We start from the raw sequence: 23,737 nt of genomic DNA on the forward strand, positions 1-23,737 counted from the left end.
CTTCCCCGGAGGGAAGCTAAAAACACAAATGATGAAAAAAAATTATCCCATTGAATTGGGATATGATAAAGATAAATATTTTACACAAAAAATCAAAATGGGTCAGCTGAGTTTATTTGATGCCGAAGAATTTTATGAGTTTCCAAAAGACCTTTTGGAATACCGGGACAATTTTCTGAGTGCGGAAGAGGCAGATCGTTTAAAAGACCATCTGCTTAAAACTGCTCCCTGGGAACAGCGCACTCAGAAAATGTATGACAAGATGGTGATAACACCACGCTTGACCGCTTGGTATGGCGATTCAAAATACAATGAATCCGCTGATAATAATGCATCAGCTACCAACCCTTGGACTCCGGAGTTATTATCCTTGAAAGAGAGAATAGAAAACGAATTCAGTTATCGGTTCAATGGCGTATTGCTTAACCTCTATCGTGACAACAATGATTCAGTGGCGTGGCACAGGGATAAAGAAAGCCGATACGGAAAGAGGCCTGTCATAGCATCCATAAGTCTTGGACAGACCAGAAACTTTGATTTCAGAAAAAAAGATCATCATCAGAGCAAATACAGCCTGCCGCTCCCGCACGGTTCACTCCTTATTATGAAAGGTGATCTTCAGGAGAATTGGGAACATCGGATCGCCAAATCTACAATACCTATGAAGGAACGTATTAATTTGACCTTCCGAAGGATCAGTGAACTATAATATCATAAAAAATAAAATTAAATAATAGTTATATGTCTATTTCGTACTACGATTTTAAAAATCTACCCACGCAATCTCAATACGAATTGGCCTTGGCCGAAGGAAAGGTCATCAGTGAAACCTCTAAGGATGGACTAAAGTTTGTATTATATGAGCTGTCAAGTTTTTCAGTTGAGATTGTATATAAGACCATCAATAACAAGATAGAAGGTCTTAGCGTATTCCAGAATAAAGGAACTCTGTGACAACTAAAATAATTCTCATTTGTCTTCGTCCTAAAAAAGTGTGATTTGAATCACATCAAAATAGTGACTTGGGTCATGCTTTTAAAAGACAGATACTTCCAACTTTGTAGTAATTAAATAAATATAAAAATGAGCAAAAAAGTTTTATTCGTGCTTACGAGTCACGATGAATTAGGAAATACAGGACAGAAGACCGGATTCTGGACAGAAGAATTAGCGGCTCCTTATTATGCATTGTCTGATAAAGGAGTTGAAGTTACATTGGCATCTCCAAAGGGAGGTCAACCGCCAATCGATCCGAAAAGTGAAGATCCTTCATCTCAGACTGATGCTACGCGCAGAATGGACAGTGATGAGGTTTTAAAGGAAAAATTAAAAAACACTCACAAATTATCCGAAGTCAAAAGTGAAGACTTTGATGCAGTATTTTATCCTGGTGGTCACGGTCCTTTATGGGATCTGGCTGAAGATAAGGTTTCTCAGGACTTAATTATTGATTTTTACAACAGTGATAAGCCTGTAGCATTCGTTTGCCATGCACCCGGAGTTTTGAAGGATGTAAAAATTGACGGTGAATATTTGGTAAAAGGTAAAAACGTCACTGGATTTACCAACACGGAAGAAGAGGCTGTACAGTTAACTGATGTAGTTCCGTTTCTCGTTGAAGATGTGTTAAAAAAGAATGGTGGATCATATAGTAAAGTGGAAGATTGGGCTCCTTATGCAATTGTTGACGGCAGATTGATTACAGGACAAAATCCTGCTTCTTCTGAGAAGGTGGCTGAAGAGTTATTGAAACTTATTTAGTTTTTTCATTTCAGAGAATCAGACCTTGGTGTTCGGCTGTAAAATAATTCCATTTTTTTTTAGGAAAAATTAGGATAATCAGGTCTTTTTTAAAATACAATTAACACCATTGATGATCTTTAAATGTATTGAGTTTCCGTAATTTTGTAGAGGAAATACTTTTATAAAGATTTTCATGGTTATTAGTTTTTATCCCCATATTATTTGGGGATTTTTTGTTTCTACAGCAATAAAAATGTTTTGATGTTGAAGCCAAAAATTAGAAAGCGGCAGGCGTTCCATATTCTTTTTAAGGTATAGGAATAGTTGCATTCAGTTTTAAAACTTACCTTTTCAAGATATGTAAACACGGCTATTTTATTTAAGTGCAATTAGCAATACCTTTGCTTATCAAGCTTTTTTAAAACGACAGTCAAATCATATGGACGATCAAGAAGTCACATATCCGATCTATTCACCAGCTTCAGTTATTGGGATCTTTAGCAATGCCCTGAAGCTCAATGCTACAGTCAATCTGATCTATCTGAAAGGCAGGTATGCTTTTGGTGGTGGTAAATCCTACGGGAACTACTATTATGACCTTCTGTTCTCAGAAGGTGATCACACATCGATAGGGATTCGTATTTCTTCATTGCTCAGGAGCAAGATCACCAATAATGAGGTTTACACACTCAGAGGCTTTATTGAGAAGAGCATTAAGAATTCTTCAATAGAGCTTCGTTTTGTTGTGGATGAGATTGTTCAGCAGGAAGAGAGATCCATCTCCGAAGAAGAACTGGAAAGGTATGGGCTGATCCAGAAAAAACTGGAGACAGGATCAAAAGACCTTGAGACACTGATCAGGGATAAGATACTCAAAGATGAAAAGGTCAAGGTCGCTAACATTTATGGAAATAATGCGATTGTGCAGAAGGATTTTTTCGAAGGATTGGATGTTTCAAGAAAATATTTTGACATTTCAGATCACAGTTGCAATATCACTTCCTCCACGGCGATCATATCCAAACTGAAGGAAATTTCAGCTTTGGATTATGACATTGTTGCCTTGGTCAGGGGAGGAGGTGACCGGCAGAGTATGGAAACCTTCAATGACCTGAGCTTATCCGAATTATTCATAACAATGAAACCGGTAACTGTTACGGCTATCGGTCATACGGTTGATGAGACCTTATTGGATAAGCTTGCCGACAAGCGTTTTCATTTACCCCACGATTATGGTGCAGGATTGCACGCCATTGCTGAAAAGCTTTCTCACGAAAGATCGAACTCAAGGGCTCTTCTCATTGATGAAGTGAAAAAAGATATAACGAAGCAGTTTTCAGAACAGGTCGAAACTTTGGAAAAACAGCTAAAAAAGAAGAATGAAGAATTTACTGAAGCCCAAAAAACTTATAAAGAGCAGGTGGAGAATCATAACAAAACCTTTACAGAACAATTGAAAGTCAGGAACGAGGAATTTCAGAAGCTTCAGTTGACATCTGGCAAGCAGCTTGATGATCTTCAGAAGAATTTCCAGGAGCAGCAGAAACAACGCCAGGCAGAAATGGAAAGCTATAAAAAGGAGATCGCTGTTCTGCATGAGAAGAATGTACAGTCTGCCATCAATGAAAAGACATCGTCTTTACAGATCAGTTTGGAAACATTGAAACAGGAAAATGTCAGACTGAATCAGGAGGTCCAAGACAGCAAAACCAATTATGTGAAGATCATTATCGCATTTTTAGTGGCGTTGGTAATAGGATTTATTCTTGCAAAATTTATCTAGCATAAAAGATCAGGTTTTAGCCTGCTCTAAGGATTAGTATATAAACCTCTATTTGATACGTCTCATTGGAAAGTGACGCCGTTCTTCCTTACCATTCCTAAGTCCTGAAATCTCAGCTTTCAAAGAGTCTTCACTAATCTTTTTGTAAGAGATGACCTGTGGGAAATCGTGCATTTTATTTTCAAAGACCAATTGAGTTTCAGAAATTTTCTTTCCCTCAAAACGGATCGGAGCGCCGCTGTTCTGATCTTTAACAGCAGGAATATAAAAAAGTTTCCCGTGTTCGTTAATGAGTCGTATGGTCTCAAAGATTAAGGTGTCCTTATTCTTGATCGTATAACTATTACCGCTTAATTCATTTCGATTGGCTTTTTGCCAGGTCTCATAGACACTTCCTTTCGAAGTTGTATGCTCCCAGGTTCCGACCAGCCACTCCATTTTTCTGATATGAGCGGCATTTTTTACGGTACAGCTGCAAATCATTAACAAGGCAGCAACCAGAGCGAAATTTGTTTTTGTCATCATCATTTTAATTTTATCGATGACGCTTATACAATTCTTTATTGTCCGGTCATCAGGTCACAATGCGAAGTTGCGATATGTCCAGCAAACAAAATTGTAAAAATGCGACACGATCAATCTCCGATAAAAAAAGAAGTCATTTTCAAATGCTTTCCATAGAATTCTTTTGGAGTGATGCCAACGAGTTCTCTGAAATCTTTTATGAAGTGAGACTGATCATAATAATCGTTCTCATGCGCCAAAGAAGTAAGGTTAGCGGTTTCCTTAGTCAACAGCATCTTGAGCGCAGCCTGAAGGCGGATGATCTTTGATAATTGTTTGGGACGTAAGCCAATCGCCAGATAAAACTTACGTTCCATTTGCCTGCGGTTGATATCGATCTTACTGGAAAGTTCATCAATGGAAAGCTGACCGTTACCTGTTAAGATGGTCTCTACGGTCGATCTCACAATATGATCGATCGTTTCTAAACTTGCTAGCCTGTCCAGTAAGAATATTTCGACCAAATTGATCCTTTCCTGCACCGAATGCGCATTGAATATTTTCTCTTCAATATCTTTCCCATCCCGTCCGAACAGTTTTTCCAATGGAATGGCCGTATTTTCCATTTCCTTTATCGGAATGGAAGCGAAAGGCAAAAAGCCATGGGGATGGAAACGGACGGAGAAGATACTTGTCTTTCCTGTGGGCTCTATTTCAAGCGGCCGTGTCAGCTGCCCAATGACAAAACATCTTGGTTGGATCATACTGTTTCCATCACCAGTGTATTGCTTATAAAGATCTCCATGATGGAAGATCATTTCCATACATCCATCTGGAATGATTGATTGCTTTTCAAGTCGATCACATTCCGAATCTTCCATTGTCCAATAACATTTGACAACCATCTTCAATTCTTGTTGCGGTTCAAATGTCTGGTAATTCATCGGGTTTTAATTTTCCATAAAAATAAAAAAAATAGACTAAACTTGATTTGAATCTGAGAAAACAGATAATTGGTTGCAATACTATTATATTCGACCTCCAATTTAATTTTATAAGCTATAGTCGTTATCTTAAGGCACTTTAGCGATTTGAAAACCTATACCTGTATTGGCATCTGAAACTAGTGCTATTTTTTGTCCATTTGTCTGCATAATTTGATTGATTCAAATTGAAATACAGTAAGGTGGATATAAAAAAGACAGCCTTTTCAGTCAAATCGGCACTACTTGAAGCGAAATAAAGGATCGATTTTCTATGATCTTAAATAACCATTCAAAGCTATACATAGAAAATACCTTTCCTGTTTATCACGAATTCAATTATTTATTCTCACAGATAGTCAGCCCCTGCGTGATAAAATCTCCATAGGATATCTTCAGACCTGCCCATTTCGGGTCATCCAGCCAGATCTCCTCAACCTTGCTGATGGATGGGTCGTTATGTGAAGCTCCTTTCGCTGATCCGTTAAGAGCATAGATTTTACCATCGTTTGTTCTTCCGTAAATTTCTTTATATCCGGAACAATAAACCTCGATTTCATTGACAGAGAACGGCCATTCACCGATATATTCCTGTTTGGTGAACTTGAGTGTATTTTTTGTAGCAGGTGCACTGCAGGATAAAATTAAAAGTAAGACTGAAAGAAGGGTGATGTTTTTCATGGTTAAAAATGTATATCAGCAAAAGTAACAAATCTGACAACTTATTTTTTACGGGTTTCCGTAAAGTTACAAATTCCAAAGTTTGATGTTATAAATTATTCTGGCTGAATAATGACAAAATGAACCAATGGAAATTCTCTTTTTATATTTTCGCGAATACGATGTATGGCCTCTGTGATCTCTTCGGTATCAAGATGCTCTTCAAAATCAATGATGAGCATCAGTACAACTTCCTCCGGTGACTGATAGGTAGATAGGATACTTTTTGTTTTGACCACAGCGGTATCTTTTTCAGCCAGTTTTGCAATCTTTTCTTTCGTTTCTGGGGCTATCCCTTCTCCCATCAGAAGGCTTCTGCTTTCCCTTGCCAGGATAAAAGAGACAAATACAAGGATTAATCCTACAATGACAGAGGCAACGCCGTCCAATTCAGGGATCTGAAAAGAATGGCTGATCCCCATTAATACCATCACAACGATCAGTCCGGATACTAAAACATTAATTAATTAAATATATTACTTGAAAGTGTTGAGAAAATCGGGTCAACGCGTTACTCGTAGCAAAAAAGAATGAATTCAAAATTTTCAACGAAATTAAATTGAGCTACTCAAGAAAGGAAATTGTGAAAGGTCTATCACATCTTCAAGGGATGCAGTTGATATTTTCAGAGAACATTTTGATGCGGATAAAATGAGTTAGAAGAAATCTTTTTTCACATTGTATCTGAAATCAGGCGAATAAGGTTTTGGGAATTGAGAAAATATTGGAATGTTCGAAAGAATCTATAGAACCACTCATGATATTGCAAATTGAGAATACATGCCAATTTTATGAATTTGAGGAAAAACTCTTCGAGGACAAAAGTATCTGATTATTTATCGCCTTAATATGGCATTAAGCTATGATAATAAGTAAATAATTCTGACCACTCTTTTTTATCATATAGAAAAATCACAATAATTACGAATGCTTTATAGTAGTACAATGATAAATGAAATTAAAACTATGTGGTTGGATTTATACGAAGAATATAGTACGTGGTCTAACTTTTACCAATGACTCACAGCGAGGCCTTTACTATACAATAATCATTTTCAATTAACATTAATTTAACACGGAGTGAATATTATTTAACATTTGGCAAAGTGTTTGATCTATTTTAAACTCATACAATTCTATGTATTCCGTTGCATAAAGTTTGAGGAAACCATTATTGGTTTCCTTTTTTTAACGCAATTCTGTATGTTCATTAGTTTAATAATAGCTTTGAATTAAATCCACTTGCCGAGTAAAGCATCAACTTTATATCTATTTTATTCGGTTTTTTAATATGAGATGATACATCATTTTAAATCATCTCAATTTGGGTATTGTTTCCATATGTTATATGGGAATCATTTTCAAAACCTCGAGTTGGCACCGTCAAGACACATAAGATGTCAGAGTTATCATACCATTGTCCCTGCAATGAAAGATGGCAGAGTTTTATGAGGATTGACAACTCAAATGCTTTTGATAGAAAATCCTAAATTAAACTCCTCTTTATTGCCGGCGTTCGTATTATGACAGCCCTTCTTGCACTGACAACATCTGTTCCTTCCACTTATAAATAAGTATGCTATTCTGTTAGATATTTTAAACTTAGAGTTATACAGTGATTTTATTTGCATCATTATTTTGTTCAAATTTGATTATCAGACTATTACTTTATTCCCAGGTTTTTCATCTATAAAATGTAAATGTATTAACTTCGAATAAAAATCATGAAAGTGTACTTATGTCACAATACTTCGTCAGTCAAAATCAAATGGAATCTTCCCTTCCTTCCTCGAATCGGAGAAACTCTGTCTGTGTCCGGACTTCTTTCGGAGAATCAAAATAATGAGCTGTGCAGGAACAGAGATTATTTTACCGTTACTCATATCGCATGGTTTCCATCACGGCGGGAAAACCAGTCATTCGTTGAAATAATTTTGGAGTAGGATGTTCTAACAACTTTGTCACAATAGGTTTCACGATGTGTCTTATTCATCTGTTAGCCGGAAGTCCAACAAAGTGATATATGGATTTTCAGATCAGGACGAAATAACTCAACTCATTTCAGAAAGTGACCGTAAAGTTCAAATATAATCTTTATTGGATAGTATTCAATTGAGAGCTCATGATATGTTTGACACAACTTTTATGTTTACCAATTCTATAAACGAATAATCCTGGATTATTCCTTGCATTCATGCGCAAAGTAATGTCACTATTGGCTTTATAGAGTTTTCCCTCCACTGCGATCATGTTACATTAATAGGGAAGAAACATTTATCATTATTCTTCGTTTGTGGTTTATTGATTTTCTTTCAATCCTTTGGGTAAGATCAGAAAAGGGAAATTGCCTAGATCTGCTGTAGAATAAGGAATCTTTGCAATATCTTATTTATTCCTAAATGAAGTATTATCGGTTTGCTTTTCCTTTTTATGTAGATTATCTTCCTACGTTTTATTACAAGAAACTACTATAGAAGATATGATGAGTAAAAAAGCAGTCTTTTCATATATTGATTCTTTTGTTATTTGGAGATTTATCTAAATTTAAATTGTAAATTCGGCTCGATTAAAAATTTCGAAAAAAAATCTAAGGTTTCTGGAAAAAATCAGCATTCTCATAGGAATAGATCATACTTGCGATCTTCCATTTACCTTCAGCTTTTATAAGATGCCAATATTCGTTTCCCCAATTGGTCATTGTACTATCTTGGTAGAATGAATAACCAAAAGTGACACTCGCAATCACATCATCGTTTCTAATTCTGATATGCTCAAATTTTTCTTCTTTAACACCTTACTTCATAATGTACTTGAAGAAGTTTTCATACGTGTCTTTAAAGTAATTTTTTTTGTTCTGCGGATTCTTTTCCAGCTTTTTTTGCTGTGTTTTATTTTTTACAACGCCAATCCAAGTAACGGGATTTTCGTGAAACAGACTGTAAAAGGTAGTTGAATCTTTATTGATAATACTTTCTTTGCATTGTTGAACGATATTTTCAATTTCAGTTTTTTCTTTTGTAAATTTTTGGGCAATCGCTACATTGGATAGTAGAGTAAGAATGAAAAGATTAATTGTTTTCATTGAATTTATTTTTTAGAATTTAAAATTTGAGTTTTGATTTTAGCAGACGGATTTTCGATAAAGTACCGGTATAATATTCCAACAAAAAGACAGGTTATTAAACAAATAAATAACATCAGATTATCAGAAATCGAAATATTGATTTTACGTAAAAATAACTGTACCAAATGAATAATTCCCTTATGGGATAAATAGATGGAATAGGATAAAATAGCCAATTGTGAAGTGAAAAAATTGCTTTTCCTACTGATAAGAGATGATTCTGAAATGGCGCCCATCAATAAAATCCCATAACTTATTGCCACCAATGTGAATCCCAGAATCGAAGCTTGTTCAGAATATTGATTTCTGCAAAACCATAAGGCTAAACCGGTTGAAATGATTCCAAGAAGGAGCAGACGATTCCCGTTTTTGTTGATCATTTTTTTGACTTGTGATGAAAACTGAAAGAAGTAACCAATTAAAACGCCAATAGCCAAGCCATCAAATCTTGTGTAAGTAGGGTAGTAGATCTTCATATACCATTCTTTCCAAAAATCAGAAGTTTTAACAAAAGGAACAATGAATTGATTCCAAACAAGAATGCGGAGCAGAATTGAAATAACAATCAGGGATATGATACTGAATTTAAGGTAGTCAATCGATTTTGTTTTAATGAAGATCAACAAGAAAATTGGAAGTATCAGATAATACTGTTCTTCGATGCACAATGACCAGGCGTGTGAAAAAGTACCTTGGTTAATGACATCCAAACCGTAGTTTTGAGTAAAAGAAAGAAACTTCCATACAGAGGGCAAAGCTTCCCTTTCCCTAAAAATTGGGAAACCGAAGTATAGAAACAACGTAAAAATATAGGACGGGATGATTCTAAAAAACCGTTTGATGAAAAAACTTTTTAATCTGATTGTTTGCCTTTCTTTGATTTCTTTGAATAATTGATTTGAAATTAAAAAACCACTCAAGACGAAAAACAAATCGACGCCGGTCCAGCCAATCCACCCAACCGTATCCACCCAGGAAGGATGGTCAAACATCCTGTAATGATATAAGAGTACAAGCAGAATGGCAACCGCTCTCAGATGATCCAACCCGTTAAATTTTTCTTTTTCCATTTTTTTTAATGACAAAATTCCGCCTATTTTTCATTGTTTGAGATGCGTATATTTAAATAACATTATTTTGAATCTATATGACGGAGCTTAACTTTCAAACGCCAAATATTGTTGTTCGTAATTAAAAGGTGTTTTTTCAGATAGGATTTGATGATGGAATATTTTTAATGTTTATTTTTGAATAATCATGAAAGAGATTTTAGATCAAAAATTAAGAAAAGAGATTGGTTACCAAATCGTATTTTGGATCGCATTGCTTCTTTTTGGTATGGTCACAAATTATGGAGAACACGATAATCCTGATTTTAAAGAAATCTTCTTTTATGACCTGTGCCATTGGATATTTCAGATTATTGGAGCCAATTTTATTTATTTCATTCTCATTAGAAAGTATTTTGAATCTAAAAAGTATTTACTTTTCGCTATTTATTTTATTATCTCAATGTATGTTCTCGGTGTATTGAACCGTATGTTTATTGTTCATATTGCAGAGCCATTTTTTCTGATCGAACCTAAGAATTCGATGGTCGAAATTCTAACAGATGTAAAATATCTCTTATTTCATTACAACTTACCTATCATTTCAGGATCGTTTATTTTTATTTCAGTGATGTTTATACTTCGGTATAAAAATGAGAAACAGAATACCCTTCAGCTTCAGAAAGAGAAATCCGAGCTGGAACTCAAAGCCTTGAAATCTCAGCTGAATCCTCATTTTTTATTCAATACACTCAACAATATTTATTCTTTGTCAATTGCAAATTCCAATGAAACTTCTCAATCAATAAGCAGGCTTTCGGATATTCTGGATTATATTCTCTACAAAGGACAAAAGGAAGTGGTCTCTATTTCCGAAGAACTTAAAATTATCGATGACTACATCGAGCTTGAAAAACTGCGCTACGATGAACGTTTAAAGCTTATTAAAAATAAAGAGATTAAATTTCCTGCTTTTATACCACCATTGTTGTATTTGTCTTTTGTCGAAAATGCTTTTAAGCACGGCGCAGAAAAAACGATAGGAACTGCCGAGATTAAAATTTCTTTAGAAACCAAAGCTGAATTTTCTATCTTTAAGGTAGAGAATCAATACTTTGAAAAAAAGACTGATGAAAAGGTTGGCATTGGGCTACAAAATATAAAAAAGCAACTCGATTTATATTACCGCAATCAATATTCATTGGAAATAAAGAAAGATAATAATTGGTTTATGATCAAATTAATGACACCAAGACAATGATTAATTGCATCATTATAGATGATGAGCCACTGGCAGTCCAACTTTTAGAAAATCATATTTCTAAAATAGATAATTTGAAGCTCATTACTACGGGGAAAAATGCACTAGAGGCTTACAGAATTCTGCAGACACAAAATGTCGATTTGATGTTTTTGGATATCCAGATGCCTGATTTAAATGGTATTGAATTTTTAAAGTCCCTCCATAAGAAACCTAAAACGATTTTCACGACTGCGTATCGCGAATTTGCTCTGGATGGATTTGAGCTTGAAGCTGTTGATTATTTGTTAAAACCTATTACGTTCGAACGTTTTTTCAAGTCCGTAGATAGAGTGTTAAGGAATGTCGTTAAAGAAAAAGATGATGATTTTTTGATCTTGAAGTCAGAAGGATTTAATAGAAAAATATTTCTTAGAAATATTATTTATATTGAAAGCGTTGGAAACGACATTAGGGTTGTACTAAATGATGAGGTTTTGAAAGTTCTTAAAATGTCCATTTCAGACCTTGCTTCAAAACTTGATCAAAAAAAATTTATAAGGATTCACCGATCTTTTATTATCAATCAGGATCAGGTAACCGCCACCAGTAATAATGAAGCTTTAGTTGGGAAAATACTCATTCCGGTGGGAAGAAGTTTTCGGAAAGAGTTTGCTGAATTTGTTAAACAATTTTCAGCTAAGGGGCTGCTTTGACCCGTCACTCATATTTGTTTATAGAGCGATATGATGCTAAATTATAAATAATCGTCATGTTTTTAATCGTATTTCTAATATGATATTCAGTATTTCGGTGTTAAAATTTTATCTGCTACTGCGATGAGTTCATTCTGAGTATTCTGGTCTGCCTCATTAGAAAGCAGAACAATACCTGAATTTGATTCAGGATGAAAAGACCGTCAAATCTAGAATCGTACAGCCAGATCTCCCCCCACACAGCTGATTGAAGAATCATTTGCGAAGCCCCTTTTTAGAACCATAAAGTGTATAGTACCTCCACGAGTAGATTATGAAATGACTGGAGACAATAAATTCCCGACTTATGTCGGGAATTTATTGTCAGAAAAGTAATGTTGAATCACTTAGCTTATGTTTTGCTATCACAAATACAATAAACTTTCTTTGGTTTTTAGTTCTAAGAATAATATTAGAATTAACTTTTGTTCTAAATTGATATTACAATCTTAAGAGCAACTTACATTTTTGAAGATCTTGAAGATTCCTAAGTATGTCTCCCTGTGGAAAAGAGGGATTTGTAAACAGATCTTCGTAATAAGAGATTCCATTTAAAAGATTTTGTCTGAAGTTATCCCATTTCTTCTCACTGGAAGCGTTCATTTCAATCAAAGATTCTGAAAGACCATTCTTCAGATAATCTACATACATTTTAAGTTCATTGATAAACATATTGGGACGATAAATCGCTGCTAGTACATCAGCAGTGCCATAGATATGCTTTATCATTTGTGACAAAGAAACCGACTTATCAAAATACGCAAGATTTGGTCCCGGGCAAATGACAACACCCTGATCTTCGCCTTTGATTTCGATCTTGTTCTCAATATAGGATGAGTTTGCCAGTCCTACGCATAAGCATGCTTTTTCGGTTATTTCTTTTTCTTTCTTTTTGAATTGATTTAATGGTAATGTTCTTTTTTCTTTTTCTAACTGTTCAAACTTCAAAGTCTGGTACTTCGTAGAAGCCATACACAGACCCTCAGGAGAAAATTCCTTATTCAATGCCAAAAATTTCTTTGGGCAGGAACTCCCAAAACGATCATTGGCCTGTTTAGCTCTCCTGTTTATTTCGTTTGATGTACCTTTAACAGTATTAAATAAAGTACCCAAAGGAGAAAGATTGCTCAGGTAAAAATCATCTTCCCCGGAATTTTCAAGTAATTCTCTTGTTTCGGAATCGACCGATGTCGCTTCAGGAACAAGCAGAAAAGGAGATCCCCATCCAACGCTGTCCATATGGTAATGTGACAGGAGAAACTCATGTTCCTCAGAAGTTCCTACACCACCCTGAACGGTGATCTTCAGCTCAAATGGTCCTGATGGGAAAGGTTTCGATTTTTGTTGCAAGGCAGGAATCAGCAAATGATGGGCGCTTTCTGCCAATTCATTTCGTCGTTGTTTGAATTCTTCTAAAATAGGCCCCAACAGAAGTCCATCCGTAGCAAAGGCGTGACCGCCACAATTCAGACCTGATTCTATTCTGTACTCCGATACCCACAAGCCTTTTTTTGCTAAAAACTGACCTTGTATCATAGCAGAGCGGAAGTCACTGACCTTTAAGATAATTTTCTTCTTGAGTTGATGGTTGACATCCGGATAGAAATCCTCAAACTGTTCTATGTAACTGTACAATCTTGGATTCATACCAGCTGAAAGTACAAGTGAAGAGGAGAGTTTGCTTTGCGCAAAACCACGCAGGGATGCATGGGCATCATTATATATTATCGGTAATTGTTCCTTATTTTTATAATTATCCTTATCAACTTTTGTCATAATATTGACATCAATGCTACCGGGCGATAGGTGATCGTTAAGATAATTTTTCAACATTGAATTTCCATCACCATGGGATTGCAATAATTTCTGTAACTCAAACCTGATCTTCGAAGTGTTGGGAAGTATATCTATGAAATTGATCAATGACTGCTTTTTATTGATCAGTTCTTCTTTGAAAGCTTTAAATTTTTGATTGACTATATCGTCCACCAAGTCAAGATACGCAGTGATCCTACCTGCGCGGTGGTCATCGGCCTTTACTGTTATTGCTAAAAAATCGAAATTGAATTTATGGCTGTAGAATTTTCGCATTTTTTCGATGATTTCATCATCAATGATGGAAATGACGGAGGATATTCCAAATTGTGCCACACGGATAGGCGTATCGATCGTAAAGGCGATACCCATCACAGGAATATGGAAATTGTGTAAAGATTTGTTGCTCATTTTTATTAGTAGAACTTTCGTAAATTAAAATTTTGACACGTGTAGATTATTCCTGCCAATGGGCTTCCTCTCCCTGAGGTGCAGCAGCGCCTTGCGCTTCTGTAATTGATGCTTTTTCCTTATTGATATGATAGATATAAGCTGCCACTTTCTCCGCTTCTCTTCCGCTGATTGTACCTTCTTTAATGAAAGGGCGCATGGCTGGGTTGTTGGGAGACCCATTTTCAAGCATCCAGAATACATTTTTAAACAGTGTTTTTTGCTTGATATTGATCCATTGATTATCGGTTAGATTAGGACCTATCCCACCTTTTCCTGATTCAGAATGACAGGAAATACAATTCGTCTTAAAGATCTGCTCACCTTCTGCGATATTCTCCGAATCATATACGGCAGTTTCTATATCTACAGGTGGTGCCATTTTCTCATATTCCTTAATAGAGGCAAGCTGCATTCGGCTTTCTTCCTGATATTCAGCATCAGGATGTGCATAATCTGTAAATGTGAAAGCAATAAGGTAGACGACACAGGAAATTATCGTAAAATAAAACAGACCAAGCCACCATTTCGGCAATGCATTGTCTAATTCGGTGATGCCATCGAAACCGTGATCGATGAGAAGTTGCTTTTCTTCAAACGGCGATTGTTTCCTGAAGGCTGAATTCCACAATTTCTGGAAGTAGGGGACTGCTTTATCACTTAAATATATTTTCTTCTCCTCATCAGACAGAAGTTTGAAATTGGCATTTTCTACAAGATCTCCAATCGAATTCAGGATCAGAAGAAGAAGACAGACGATCACCAGCAGGCCCCAGAAAAATGGTGTTTTTAAGTAACCGGGATTAGCAAACATTTGAAAAGTAACAAATATAGATACTGCTGTGACAGCAATATAAATTGAAATTGGAGTTCTTGTTTTCATTTCAGTGGAGATTTCGGATTACATTATTTGATGCCGGCTGTTTTTATTTCCGTGGTTCTGATATCTGTTCCCAGTCTTTGCAGATAGGCGATCAATGCAATGATCTCCCTCTGTTCGATTGGAACAAATGAATTTCCCTTCGATATCTTTTCTTTTTCCATCTGATCTTTCAGGTCTGCAGCTTCTGAGTAAATCCTTCTGACAATGGCTTTGGACTGATTGTCCGCCCATTGATCAGCGGAATCTACCTCTGCTTTTGTGTAGGGTACATCAAAGGTATTTTTCATCAGCTTTATTTTAGCGACCATTTGACTACGATCCAGCCTATTTGTGATCAGCCATGGAAAACGCGGCATAATTGAGCCTGCTGATGTAATTCGTGGATTGTACATATGCTTGAAATGCCATGAGTCTGGATTTTTCTGACCTTCACGCTGAAGATCCGGTCCTGTTCTTTTGGAACCCCATAGAAATGGTCGGTCGTAGACGAATTCTCCGGCTTTTGAGTATTGACCGTTTTTACCGTCAAATCTCATCACTTCGTCTCGGAAAGGTCTTATCATCTGCGAATGGCAGGAATTACAGCCCTCACGTATATAGAGGTCTCTGCCCTCTAACTCAAGCGGTGAGTAAGGTTTTACGGATGATAATTGCGTCACATTGCTTTTTATGGTCAGGGTAGGAACAATTTCCACCAATCCACCGATAGAGATCGCAATAAAAGCAAAAACAGATAAAAGATGGGGCGTTCTTTCCAGCCATATATGCCAACCTTCGCCTTGCCTTCTTGATGTACCAACATTCGCTAAAGCATTGGCTTCCGCAGGAACATCTTTTTGAAATAATCCCGCCTTAATTGTTTTAAAGATATTGATCACCATTAATATGGCACCACCTAGGTAGAAAAGTCCACCTAAGAATCTCATTTTAAAATAGGGGAGTATAGCAGTAACAGTATCCAGCCAGTTTTTGTAGACCAATGTACCGTCAGGATTAAACTGTTTCCACATCAAACCTTGAGTAAAACCTGCAATATACATAGGGACGGCATAGAAGATGATCCCTAAAGTTCCCAACCAGAAATGCCAGTTCGATAATTTTTTGGACCATATTTTTGTTCTCCACATTACGGGGACCAAGTAATAGATTACCCCAAATGCCATAAAACCATTCCACCCTAACGCTCCTAAATGCACGTGACCAATGACCCAGTCTGTATAATGGCCGATCTTATTCAAAGATTTTGTGGCAAGCAAAGGTCCTTCAAATGTTGCCATTCCGTAACAGGTCACCGCAACAACAAAGAATTTAAGAATTGGGTCTTCACGTACTTTATCCCAGGCACCTCTCAATGTCAGGAGCCCATTCAGCATTCCGCCCCAGGAAGGTGCAATAAGCATAATGGAGAATCCCGTTCCTACCGCCTGTGCCCATGCCGGCAATGCAGTATATTGAAGATGATGAGGGCCTGCCCAGAGATACACAAAGATCAAAGACCAAAAATGAATAATCGATAATTTATAAGAGAACACAGGGCGATTTGCTGCTTTTGGAAGGAAGTAATACATCAATCCTAAAACAGGAGTCGTCAGTACGAATGCTACTGCATTATGACCGTACCACCACTGAACCAAAGCATCTTTAACACCTGAATAAGCAGAATATGATTTCCAACTGGTAAAAGATAACGGAATTTCCAGATTATTGAAAATATGAAGCATCGCAACAGCGATCCAGGTGGCAATGTAAAACCAAATGGCAACATAAAGGTGTCGGACACGTCTCTTGATGATCGTTCCGAACATATTGATTCCAAAGATCACCCAAGATATAGTGATCAGAATATCGATCGGCCATTCGTGCTCTGCGTATTCCTTTGATGTATTGATTCCCATCAGGAAAGTTATAACTACGGCAATGATCATTAGTTGCCAGCTCCAGAAATGGATCCAAGACAAGGTGTCGCTATACATTCTGGTTTTCAAAAGCCGTTGCATACTGTAATAGGCGCCACAGAAAAATGAGTTGCAGACAAAGGCAAAGATCACTGCACTGGTATGTAGCATTCTGATCCTTCCAAATCCCATGGCACCCTGCGAATTGATCAGTCCCTGAATATTACCGCTCCTTAAACTCTGAATGGTCGTATCATCCGTCCCAAATAAAAATTCAGGCAATTCAGGATAGAACAGCATCAAAGCAGCGGTTAGACCTAAGATAAATCCAATAATACCAAATGTGACCGTTGCATAGAGAAATGCTCTGACAATCTGATTGTCATAATGAAATTTTTGTGTTTCCATAATTCCTTTGTTAACTGGAAAAAAAAATATTTTTCAAAAGGGTATCCACATCGTAGCTTCCTTTATCAATATAAATATCATAGTCCGGTTTTTATGTTTTGACAAAGGTATTTGGTAACTTTGTTTGGTACTATTAGATAAACTTCTAAAGTATACTGAAAACTACTAAAAACAGGAGCAATGAATTTGTGTGGCAAAAGCATCAGAAAAATCAGAAGGGAAAAGGATTTTACCCAGGAGTATATGGCTTTTGAGATGGGAATCTCCCAGAAAGCCTACTCGGATATTGAAAATGCAAAGGTTAAGATCAACCTTGATATTTTAAATAAAATATCGGGGATATTGGGAATCAAACCTTCAGATGTTTGCAGCATCAGTGACCAATGTGGTGGGGGGCATTACGAGACCAAATATAATGAACTCCTTGATTTTATGAAGAAAAACAATATTTCTTTACCTGAAGAACTTTCATAGCTAAAATTGATCACTGTTTATTAACTTACACCATTACAGACTCTTTTTGAGTCATAAATACTAGATTTGCTCTTCATTTTAATTTTTAAAGTAGTAATCAAGTTATGAAAGAACTTATCGAGAAGATCAACAACAGCATTCGCTGATCATAATCTGATTGCCGCACTTGCATCTGAGGTCACCTGATTTTCTATAGCAAAAATATTCCGTGAACACTGCGGGAAAAAATCTTTTTGGGTATCCGGGATCGGAGATCCCAAACCCTCCACAAAAAAATTTCAAGCTTTCATCAATGTTCTTTCTTATTGTTTTCAAGGTATTGATTACAGTTTTCCTTGTGCCTGCCTGAATGGTAATCCGCATAGAAAAAGTCAGAAACCTCACAAGATGCAATTGCAGTTCATTGAAATTTTGATCCTTATTATTCTATTGGTATAAATCATCTTATCAGATGTTGATATAAAATATCTCAAAAGACATTGGTATAAATCAACTGATCACATTCTTTAATAAATCGATTAATCAGATTTTTATACAAACCACTTCGTCAGAAGTTATTAAAATCAATTGGTCAAAGATGAGTATACTTTAATTCATCAGATGATACGCTAAAATAAAGGATAGAAAAAGGTCAAAATTTCCTTCAAGCTGCAATTACAGAATCTACAGGTTTTTAAATGTAAGTGCGGGAAAATCAGGTCTCCGCCGTACTCGGAGCAGGTAATATGAAATTCAATATTGTCAACGACATTAAATTGAGCTACTCAAGAAAGGGAAATTGTGAAAGGTCTATATCATCGTCAGCGGATGCGGTTGATGTTTTCAGGGAACATTTTGATGCGGATCAAATGGACTACAGGGAATCTTTCTATGCGCTGTACCTGAATCAGGCAAATAAGGTGCTGGGAATTAAGAAAATATCTGAATGCGGAATTTCTTCGACATTGGTAGATGTGAGAATTATTATGCAGGCGGCACTTCTCTGCAATGCTTCGGGGATCATTGTTTCCCACAATCATCCTTCAGGAAATTTAAAGCCGTCAAGTTGTGATATTAAGATGACGGCACAGATCAAAGAGGCGGCGAAGATTCTGAGTATGTCGTTGCTGGATCATGTGATCCTGACATCGGCTTCTCATTATTCGTTTGCGGATGATGGGATGATATGAGTAGTAAAATAATAAGCAATTAAAAAATAATAGGATCAAATAATATCTAAAATCAAGATCATGAACAAAATAGGAAATCACACGGCAGTTTCGGAAGTCAGTACTTTATTGGTACTTCGTCACAGTAACAATTCTATCGGAATTGTACAGGGCATTGAACACAACGGAAATCTGATAGACGTTCCGCCGAACCGTAACAACATTGATTCGGTCATGCGGATCAATTCGGCGGAGGATTCTTTTACGGACTTCTATTCGGATTTTTACCATCAGCTCAAAGATCCTTCTGAATATTCATTTTTTAAGGTGCGGGAATTCGAGGCGCATGATACAGCCATCGATTTACAGGAGTACATTGATTGTTTATCGGAGGTTGAGAGACAAGATCTGAAAGCGGTTGAAGTGTCTATTGAAGCGGTCAATGCGATCAAATAAGAGAACCATTGAAAATGAGCCGTCTGTTTTGAAGAAGGGTTTTAGTAAAGGGTCGGCTGTTAGTCATAGTAGTTCTCAATACCGCTATCAGATCGAAGATGTGCCGTGGGACACGATGGCTGAATTGGGTATAAACAGGGAAAAGTTGGAAGAGATAGGGGCATTGGATTCTCTGTTGAAAGGCTATAAAACACAGATGTTGATCCCGATACTTTTTAACGATGGGGAAACGTTAAGTACAGTTGATGCACGGTTGCAGTTGCGGATCGGTGATGATGGAGAATTGATCGTTAAGGTGCATCGGGTTCTTAAGAAAGTGGATTTCAGAAAGAAGTTTAAAGGTCACAAGTTTACAAAAGAGGATAGGGTCAATCTTTTAAATTCCGGGAATATGGGCAGAGTGGTGGATCTTATCGATACGGTGACGGGCGAGATAGTTTCTTCACTGATTAGTTTGGACAGGCTGACCAATGAACTGATCTCTTTGAGGATGGAATTTGTGAGAATTCCTCATGTGCTTTGCGGGGTGAGACTGGATTTTGATCAGAAGCAGGTGCTTCGTGATGGGAAAGCTTTGTTTATCGAAAATATGGTGTCGAAGAAAGGAAAACTTTTTTCTGCAACGGTTCAGTTCAATGCTGACAGGCAATGGGTGGAGTTTCTGTTTGAGAATAAGTTTAGAAATTCTGGTTTTAGCGAAGTGAATCATTCTGAAAGGGAAGTTCCTTCATATTTCAGAGGTGTAAAGCTTCGTCAATGGCAGATGGATAAGTTGAAGGCAGGGGTGACGGCTTATATCAAGGGATTGGAGAGCAGAAAAGGTAAAACCTATCAAGGATATATGAGTTTTGATAAGACAATAGGGAAGATTGTGTTTTCTTTTAAGAATCCGAATAAAAAATAGGAGAGTCCCGATGATGTTTTTGGACTCTGGAAGAAGGGACTAAATAAATTGGTGTAATTTTTAGCAACCTGCAAGGTCGATTGACTTTGCAGGTTGCTTTGTTTGGGTTTGAAAAAGTGAATGATTGGTGAAAATCGGGCGGCAAAAATGCAATTCCTCCCTGCGGTCGGAAATGCATTTTTGCGGAATTTGGAGCAACCATATTTCTAAAACATGGCCTGGTAGGGCTTTCTATGTTTTTGAAAAAAGATTGCGGAGATTTTGTTAATATAAGTCATAAATAAAATTTGTACAAAAGTTAACATAATAATTTATTTCAATAAAAATTTGCTAAAAATATAAGATTGTATTAAACCCGTAATGCACAAACAATTTTTTTTTATATATTTGAAATCTAATGTTTTGGAATCTTTTCAGAACTAGAAAACTAATAACCTTAAACATCAATGAACTATCTTGAGATTAGCTCGTTTATCGAAGCTAAGAAAAAGCGTAAAACTTTTATTGAGGAAGAGCTGCGTTTCGTCAATACCCTTACTTCTCACATAAAAGCAGAAAAGCCCGTTAAGTGGTATAACAATTTTTACTACATTGCTAAAAGATCACTGTTTATTATTTTAGCAATACTTTCTCTATTTATATTTGTAAGTAGTATTACACATCAAAATTTCTATTATAAGTATTTCTATCAAAATTTTGATGATATTATTTCCTCAGGTCTTAATGATACTTTCGGCACCCATCACTCAATTAGTGTTTTAGAATCCAGTGCAGTAGATTCGCAAAAGATTGAAGCAGTCATAAATAAACCTGTCAGAGCCGATATTCAAAAAAACATCAGTTCAAAAATCTATCATTATTCACTTCTTGCGACAAGAATAATCCTTCTGTCTGCTGCCTTTCTATTCTGGTATATTGCGAGGTTGACCAGAAAACTTCATTTAAAGAATAAATTGATTTCTGATTATTATGATTCTAATTTAACGGTTATGAATGTTTATAAAGAAGTTATTCAAGAGCAGAATTTTGAAATTGATTTTTTGACGAAAGCTGCAAAAAAATTATAGTAATCAAAATATAAAAATAAATATGGCAACAGCAGAATTTGTTAAAGGTGAAGACAATTACAGAATATATCGCAACAGTGATGGATTGCCTTTTAAAATGATCTTAGAAACTGAAGATGAATTATTAATTCAAGATATGAACGGAGTGCAAATTGGAGAATTTGAATTTCAGGAATTAGATTATGGAAATGGATACAAGATTATGAGGATGTATACCAATGAATATAAAAATACAGGCTTGGGTTCAGCTGCGCTTTTATATTTTCTTGAAATATATGGTGGTCCACTGTATACATCCCCACACGATGGGTTAACTCGTGACGATGGTAGTCATCTCACGGAAGACGCACCATCATTTGTCATGCATATGCAGGCAAAAGGAATAATTTACGGAAATAGTGATCGTTTTGATGATGATAATTCAGAGCATGGCTTTTTAGATATATGAAGATCATAGTTTTAGAAGGTAGAGGTAATGTAGGTAAAACCTCAACATTAAATATTTTGTATTATGATATCATTGCAGAAGGTGCAATTATGTCTAATAGATTGCCATTAGGTGGTGACGCAAACGACTTCGAGAGTGTTGGAGATTTTAATGGAGAAAAAATAGCAATTTATACAATGGGCGATTTTTCATCAACACTTAGAACAGCAATCTATAAATATAGTGCATTAGGAGTTGATATTTTAATATGTGCGATCAACACCAATTCCACAATGGCATGGGCAAATAGTGCAATTAATCATTTTAGCCATGTTAGGCATCCGAAAACCACAACTGCCATAATAAGTACTCGAAGTGCTGTCAATCGTGCAGATGCAAGCATTTTATTTTCTTTAATATAATATAAACTCATAAAAAAATAATACATGAAATTCCACGGTAAAATAGAGGATTTAACAAGTAAATTAAGTGAAAATGGAATTGAAGGAGAATGGCAAGAAGGAGCAGGTCAAAATAAATTTAGGACAAAAGAAGGAGGAGTTTTAGTTTGGTATGATACCGGAACTCTTCTTTGTCAAGGCAAAGAGCCTTCCAAGAATAAAATTTTCAATGTTGTTAAAGATGCAGAAAATTGGAATTTTATTTCAGAACAAAAATTGGAAGAGAAAAAGTCAAACATCTTTGTTGTATATGGTCATGATTTGCACAGTCGCGATCAATTAGAATTATTACTTTCAAAAATCAACATTAATGATCCATTTATATTAGGTAAAACTAGCGGTAAGGGACTTACTATCATCGAAGCTCTAGAAAAACATCTTAGTAGAGATGGAGAAGCTAATGTCGGAATAGTTTTATTAACTCCAGATGATATGGGTTATTCTGTAAAAGATGGTGAGGGAAGTATTCGTGGTCGAGCAAGGCAAAATGTAATATTAGAAATGGGTATGCTTTTATCAAAGCTAGGGAGAGAACATACAATTATTCTTGTAAAAGGAAACATTGAACGACCAAGTGACCTAGATGGCATTATATATTTGCAGTACGATAACCATATTAAAGAAGTATTCGGCAAACTCTGTGATCGTTTAGAAGGTTTAGGAGTGGACATTGACCACAAAAAACTTACTAAAATACTATCATGAAAACCAAGAATAAATTTTATACTGTTTGGATTGGTAGAAGTCCCGGAATTTATTCTTCTTGGGATGAATGTAAGCTACAGATATCTGGATTTGAAAATGCGGAATATAAATCATTTTCCACATATGATGCAGCTGTAGAAGCCTTTAATTCAGATAGCAAAAAATATATTGGTCTAAAGAATTACAAAGTGTCTTTTAACGATTTGGAAGAGGATGAAAAACCAATAAAAGATACCATTTGTGTAGATGGTTCTTGTAGTGGTAAAACTGGTATAATGGAATATCAGGGTGTTTCTTTTCCTGATCTACAGAAAGTTTTTAAAGCGGGGCCATTCACAAGTGGAACCAATAATATTGCTGAATTTTTAGCGATAGTACATGCATTAACAATATGTAAAAATAACCAAGTGATAAAAGGCATATATTCAGATAGCAATACTGCAATTGAGTGGATCAAAAATAAAAAAGCAAAGACAAAGATTGAAGTTAACGAGGGTAATTTGCAAATACTACAAATTATTAGCCGAGCAGAAACTTGGTTATTAAATAATGAAGTCGCTACACCTATATTGAAATGGGAAACAGCTATTTGGGGTGAAAATCCCGCTGATTTTGGAAGGAAATGATTCTATGAAGAAATCAATTATAATTTCATTTCTTATTTTTTTACCAGAAATATTATGGAGTTAACGAAAAGGTATTTCATAATTTAATAAATGAATATTTTTAAAATTTTAATATCA

Annotated in this window: 26 protein-coding genes; 15 read left to right on the forward strand and 11 right to left on the reverse strand. The window is 35.9% G+C overall.

The genetic code is table 11. The features are described from left to right. Positions 1-31: 31 nt before the first annotated feature. The 4 genes from PQ459_10620 (at position 32) to PQ459_10635 (ending at position 3,526) form a co-directional block, all read left to right on the forward strand. On the forward strand, positions 32-709 hold the full coding sequence (locus PQ459_10620; GenBank protein WDF45349.1) for an alpha-ketoglutarate-dependent dioxygenase AlkB: 678 nt from the start codon (positions 32-34) through the stop codon (positions 707-709). 32 nt (positions 710-741) lie between these two features. After that, the gene (locus tag PQ459_10625; GenBank protein ID WDF45350.1) at positions 742-954 is read left to right on the forward strand and encodes a hypothetical protein; all 213 of its coding nucleotides are present in this window, start codon (positions 742-744) and stop codon (positions 952-954) included. Positions 955-1,083: 129 nt separating this feature from the next. Then, on the forward strand, positions 1,084-1,761 hold the full coding sequence (locus tag PQ459_10630; protein WDF45351.1) for a type 1 glutamine amidotransferase domain-containing protein: 678 nt from the start codon (positions 1,084-1,086) through the stop codon (positions 1,759-1,761). 421 nt (positions 1,762-2,182) lie between these two features. Then, the gene (locus PQ459_10635) at positions 2,183-3,526 is read left to right on the forward strand and encodes an exodeoxyribonuclease VII large subunit (GenBank protein WDF45352.1); all 1,344 of its coding nucleotides are present in this window, start codon (positions 2,183-2,185) and stop codon (positions 3,524-3,526) included. Positions 3,527-3,574: 48 nt separating this feature from the next. Here the strand turns inward: PQ459_10635 and PQ459_10640 are convergent, their stop codons facing one another. From PQ459_10640 to PQ459_10675, 8 genes are all read right to left on the reverse strand, one after another. Then, positions 3,575-4,051 (reverse strand): DUF6265 family protein, encoded by a 477-nt coding sequence (locus tag PQ459_10640; GenBank protein ID WDF45353.1) that lies wholly within the window; start codon positions 4,049-4,051, stop codon positions 3,575-3,577. A 110-nt stretch (positions 4,052-4,161) separates the two neighbouring features. Then, entirely contained in the window at positions 4,162-4,935 is a 774-nt protein-coding gene (locus tag PQ459_10645) for a helix-turn-helix domain-containing protein (GenBank protein ID WDF45354.1), read from the reverse strand. Between the two features lie 417 nt (positions 4,936-5,352). After that, positions 5,353-5,694 (reverse strand): DUF2511 domain-containing protein, encoded by a 342-nt coding sequence (locus PQ459_10650; protein WDF45355.1) that lies wholly within the window; start codon positions 5,692-5,694, stop codon positions 5,353-5,355. A gap of 95 nt (positions 5,695-5,789) precedes the next feature. Beyond that, positions 5,790-6,167, reverse strand: coding sequence for a hypothetical protein (locus PQ459_10655; GenBank protein WDF45356.1), 378 nt, complete (start codon positions 6,165-6,167; stop codon positions 5,790-5,792). Positions 6,168-7,487: 1,320 nt separating this feature from the next. Next, positions 7,488-7,616 (reverse strand): hypothetical protein, encoded by a 129-nt coding sequence (locus tag PQ459_10660; GenBank protein WDF45357.1) that lies wholly within the window; start codon positions 7,614-7,616, stop codon positions 7,488-7,490. Positions 7,617-8,320: 704 nt separating this feature from the next. Beyond that, positions 8,321-8,479, reverse strand: coding sequence for a hypothetical protein (locus tag PQ459_10665; GenBank protein ID WDF45358.1), 159 nt, complete (start codon positions 8,477-8,479; stop codon positions 8,321-8,323). Between the two features lie 48 nt (positions 8,480-8,527). Further along, positions 8,528-8,815 carry a hypothetical protein gene (locus PQ459_10670; GenBank protein WDF45359.1) on the reverse strand — a complete coding sequence of 96 codons (288 nt, stop codon included), beginning with the start codon at positions 8,813-8,815 and terminating at the stop codon, positions 8,528-8,530. 5 nt (positions 8,816-8,820) lie between these two features. Next, positions 8,821-9,927, reverse strand: coding sequence for an acyltransferase (locus tag PQ459_10675; protein ID WDF45360.1), 1,107 nt, complete (start codon positions 9,925-9,927; stop codon positions 8,821-8,823). 187 nt (positions 9,928-10,114) lie between these two features. On the opposite strand from PQ459_10675, the gene PQ459_10680 reads away from it, so the two are divergent. Further along, positions 10,115-11,167 carry a sensor histidine kinase gene (locus PQ459_10680; protein ID WDF45361.1) on the forward strand — a complete coding sequence of 351 codons (1,053 nt, stop codon included), beginning with the start codon at positions 10,115-10,117 and terminating at the stop codon, positions 11,165-11,167. Next, positions 11,164-11,862: a LytTR family DNA-binding domain-containing protein gene (locus tag PQ459_10685; GenBank protein ID WDF45362.1), complete on the forward strand. Its 699-nt coding sequence runs from the start codon at positions 11,164-11,166 to the stop codon at positions 11,860-11,862. Before PQ459_10680 ends, PQ459_10685 begins: the two co-directional genes overlap by 4 nt. A gap of 480 nt (positions 11,863-12,342) precedes the next feature. Here the strand turns inward: PQ459_10685 and PQ459_10690 are convergent, their stop codons facing one another. From PQ459_10690 to ccoN, 3 genes are read right to left on the reverse strand one after another with little or no spacing between them, the layout of a single operon-like run. After that, positions 12,343-14,127, reverse strand: coding sequence for a hypothetical protein (locus PQ459_10690; GenBank protein WDF45363.1), 1,785 nt, complete (start codon positions 14,125-14,127; stop codon positions 12,343-12,345). Between the two features lie 46 nt (positions 14,128-14,173). Next, complete coding sequence (locus tag PQ459_10695; protein ID WDF45364.1) at positions 14,174-15,049, reverse strand: cbb3-type cytochrome c oxidase N-terminal domain-containing protein; 876 nt, start codon at positions 15,047-15,049, stop codon at positions 14,174-14,176. A 23-nt stretch (positions 15,050-15,072) separates the two neighbouring features. Beyond that, positions 15,073-17,352, reverse strand: a complete 2,280-nt coding sequence (gene ccoN / locus PQ459_10700) for a cytochrome-c oxidase, cbb3-type subunit I (protein ID WDF45365.1) — start codon at positions 17,350-17,352, stop codon at positions 15,073-15,075. Between the two features lie 180 nt (positions 17,353-17,532). On the opposite strand from ccoN, the gene PQ459_10705 reads away from it, so the two are divergent. From PQ459_10705 to PQ459_10745, 9 genes are all read left to right on the forward strand, one after another. Further along, complete coding sequence (locus PQ459_10705) at positions 17,533-17,826, forward strand: helix-turn-helix transcriptional regulator (GenBank protein ID WDF45366.1); 294 nt, start codon at positions 17,533-17,535, stop codon at positions 17,824-17,826. A 725-nt stretch (positions 17,827-18,551) separates the two neighbouring features. Beyond that, positions 18,552-18,995: a JAB domain-containing protein gene (locus tag PQ459_10710; protein ID WDF45367.1), complete on the forward strand. Its 444-nt coding sequence runs from the start codon at positions 18,552-18,554 to the stop codon at positions 18,993-18,995. A gap of 60 nt (positions 18,996-19,055) precedes the next feature. Continuing rightward, positions 19,056-19,430: a hypothetical protein gene (locus PQ459_10715; protein ID WDF45368.1), complete on the forward strand. Its 375-nt coding sequence runs from the start codon at positions 19,056-19,058 to the stop codon at positions 19,428-19,430. Continuing rightward, a complete protein-coding gene (locus tag PQ459_10720; protein ID WDF45369.1) occupies positions 19,417-20,334 on the forward strand; it encodes a DUF3945 domain-containing protein in 918 nt (305 codons plus the stop codon). The genes PQ459_10715 and PQ459_10720 overlap by 14 nt, the downstream gene beginning before the upstream one ends. 446 nt (positions 20,335-20,780) lie before the next feature. Continuing rightward, a complete protein-coding gene (locus tag PQ459_10725) occupies positions 20,781-21,401 on the forward strand; it encodes a hypothetical protein (protein ID WDF45370.1) in 621 nt (206 codons plus the stop codon). Between the two features lie 22 nt (positions 21,402-21,423). Further along, positions 21,424-21,849 (forward strand): hypothetical protein, encoded by a 426-nt coding sequence (locus tag PQ459_10730; GenBank protein ID WDF45371.1) that lies wholly within the window; start codon positions 21,424-21,426, stop codon positions 21,847-21,849. Further along, positions 21,846-22,250 carry a hypothetical protein gene (locus PQ459_10735; protein WDF45372.1) on the forward strand — a complete coding sequence of 135 codons (405 nt, stop codon included), beginning with the start codon at positions 21,846-21,848 and terminating at the stop codon, positions 22,248-22,250. Before PQ459_10730 ends, PQ459_10735 begins: the two co-directional genes overlap by 4 nt. A 24-nt stretch (positions 22,251-22,274) precedes the next feature. Then, the gene (locus PQ459_10740) at positions 22,275-22,994 is read left to right on the forward strand and encodes a nucleotide-binding protein (GenBank protein WDF45373.1); all 720 of its coding nucleotides are present in this window, start codon (positions 22,275-22,277) and stop codon (positions 22,992-22,994) included. Beyond that, entirely contained in the window at positions 22,991-23,620 is a 630-nt protein-coding gene (locus PQ459_10745; GenBank protein ID WDF45374.1) for a ribonuclease H family protein, read from the forward strand. Before PQ459_10740 ends, PQ459_10745 begins: the two co-directional genes overlap by 4 nt. Positions 23,621-23,737: the final 117 nt, after the last annotated feature.

It is taken from the genome of Chryseobacterium sp. KACC 21268, from assembly GCA_028736075.1.
Lineage (GTDB): Bacteria > Bacteroidota > Bacteroidia > Flavobacteriales > Weeksellaceae > Epilithonimonas.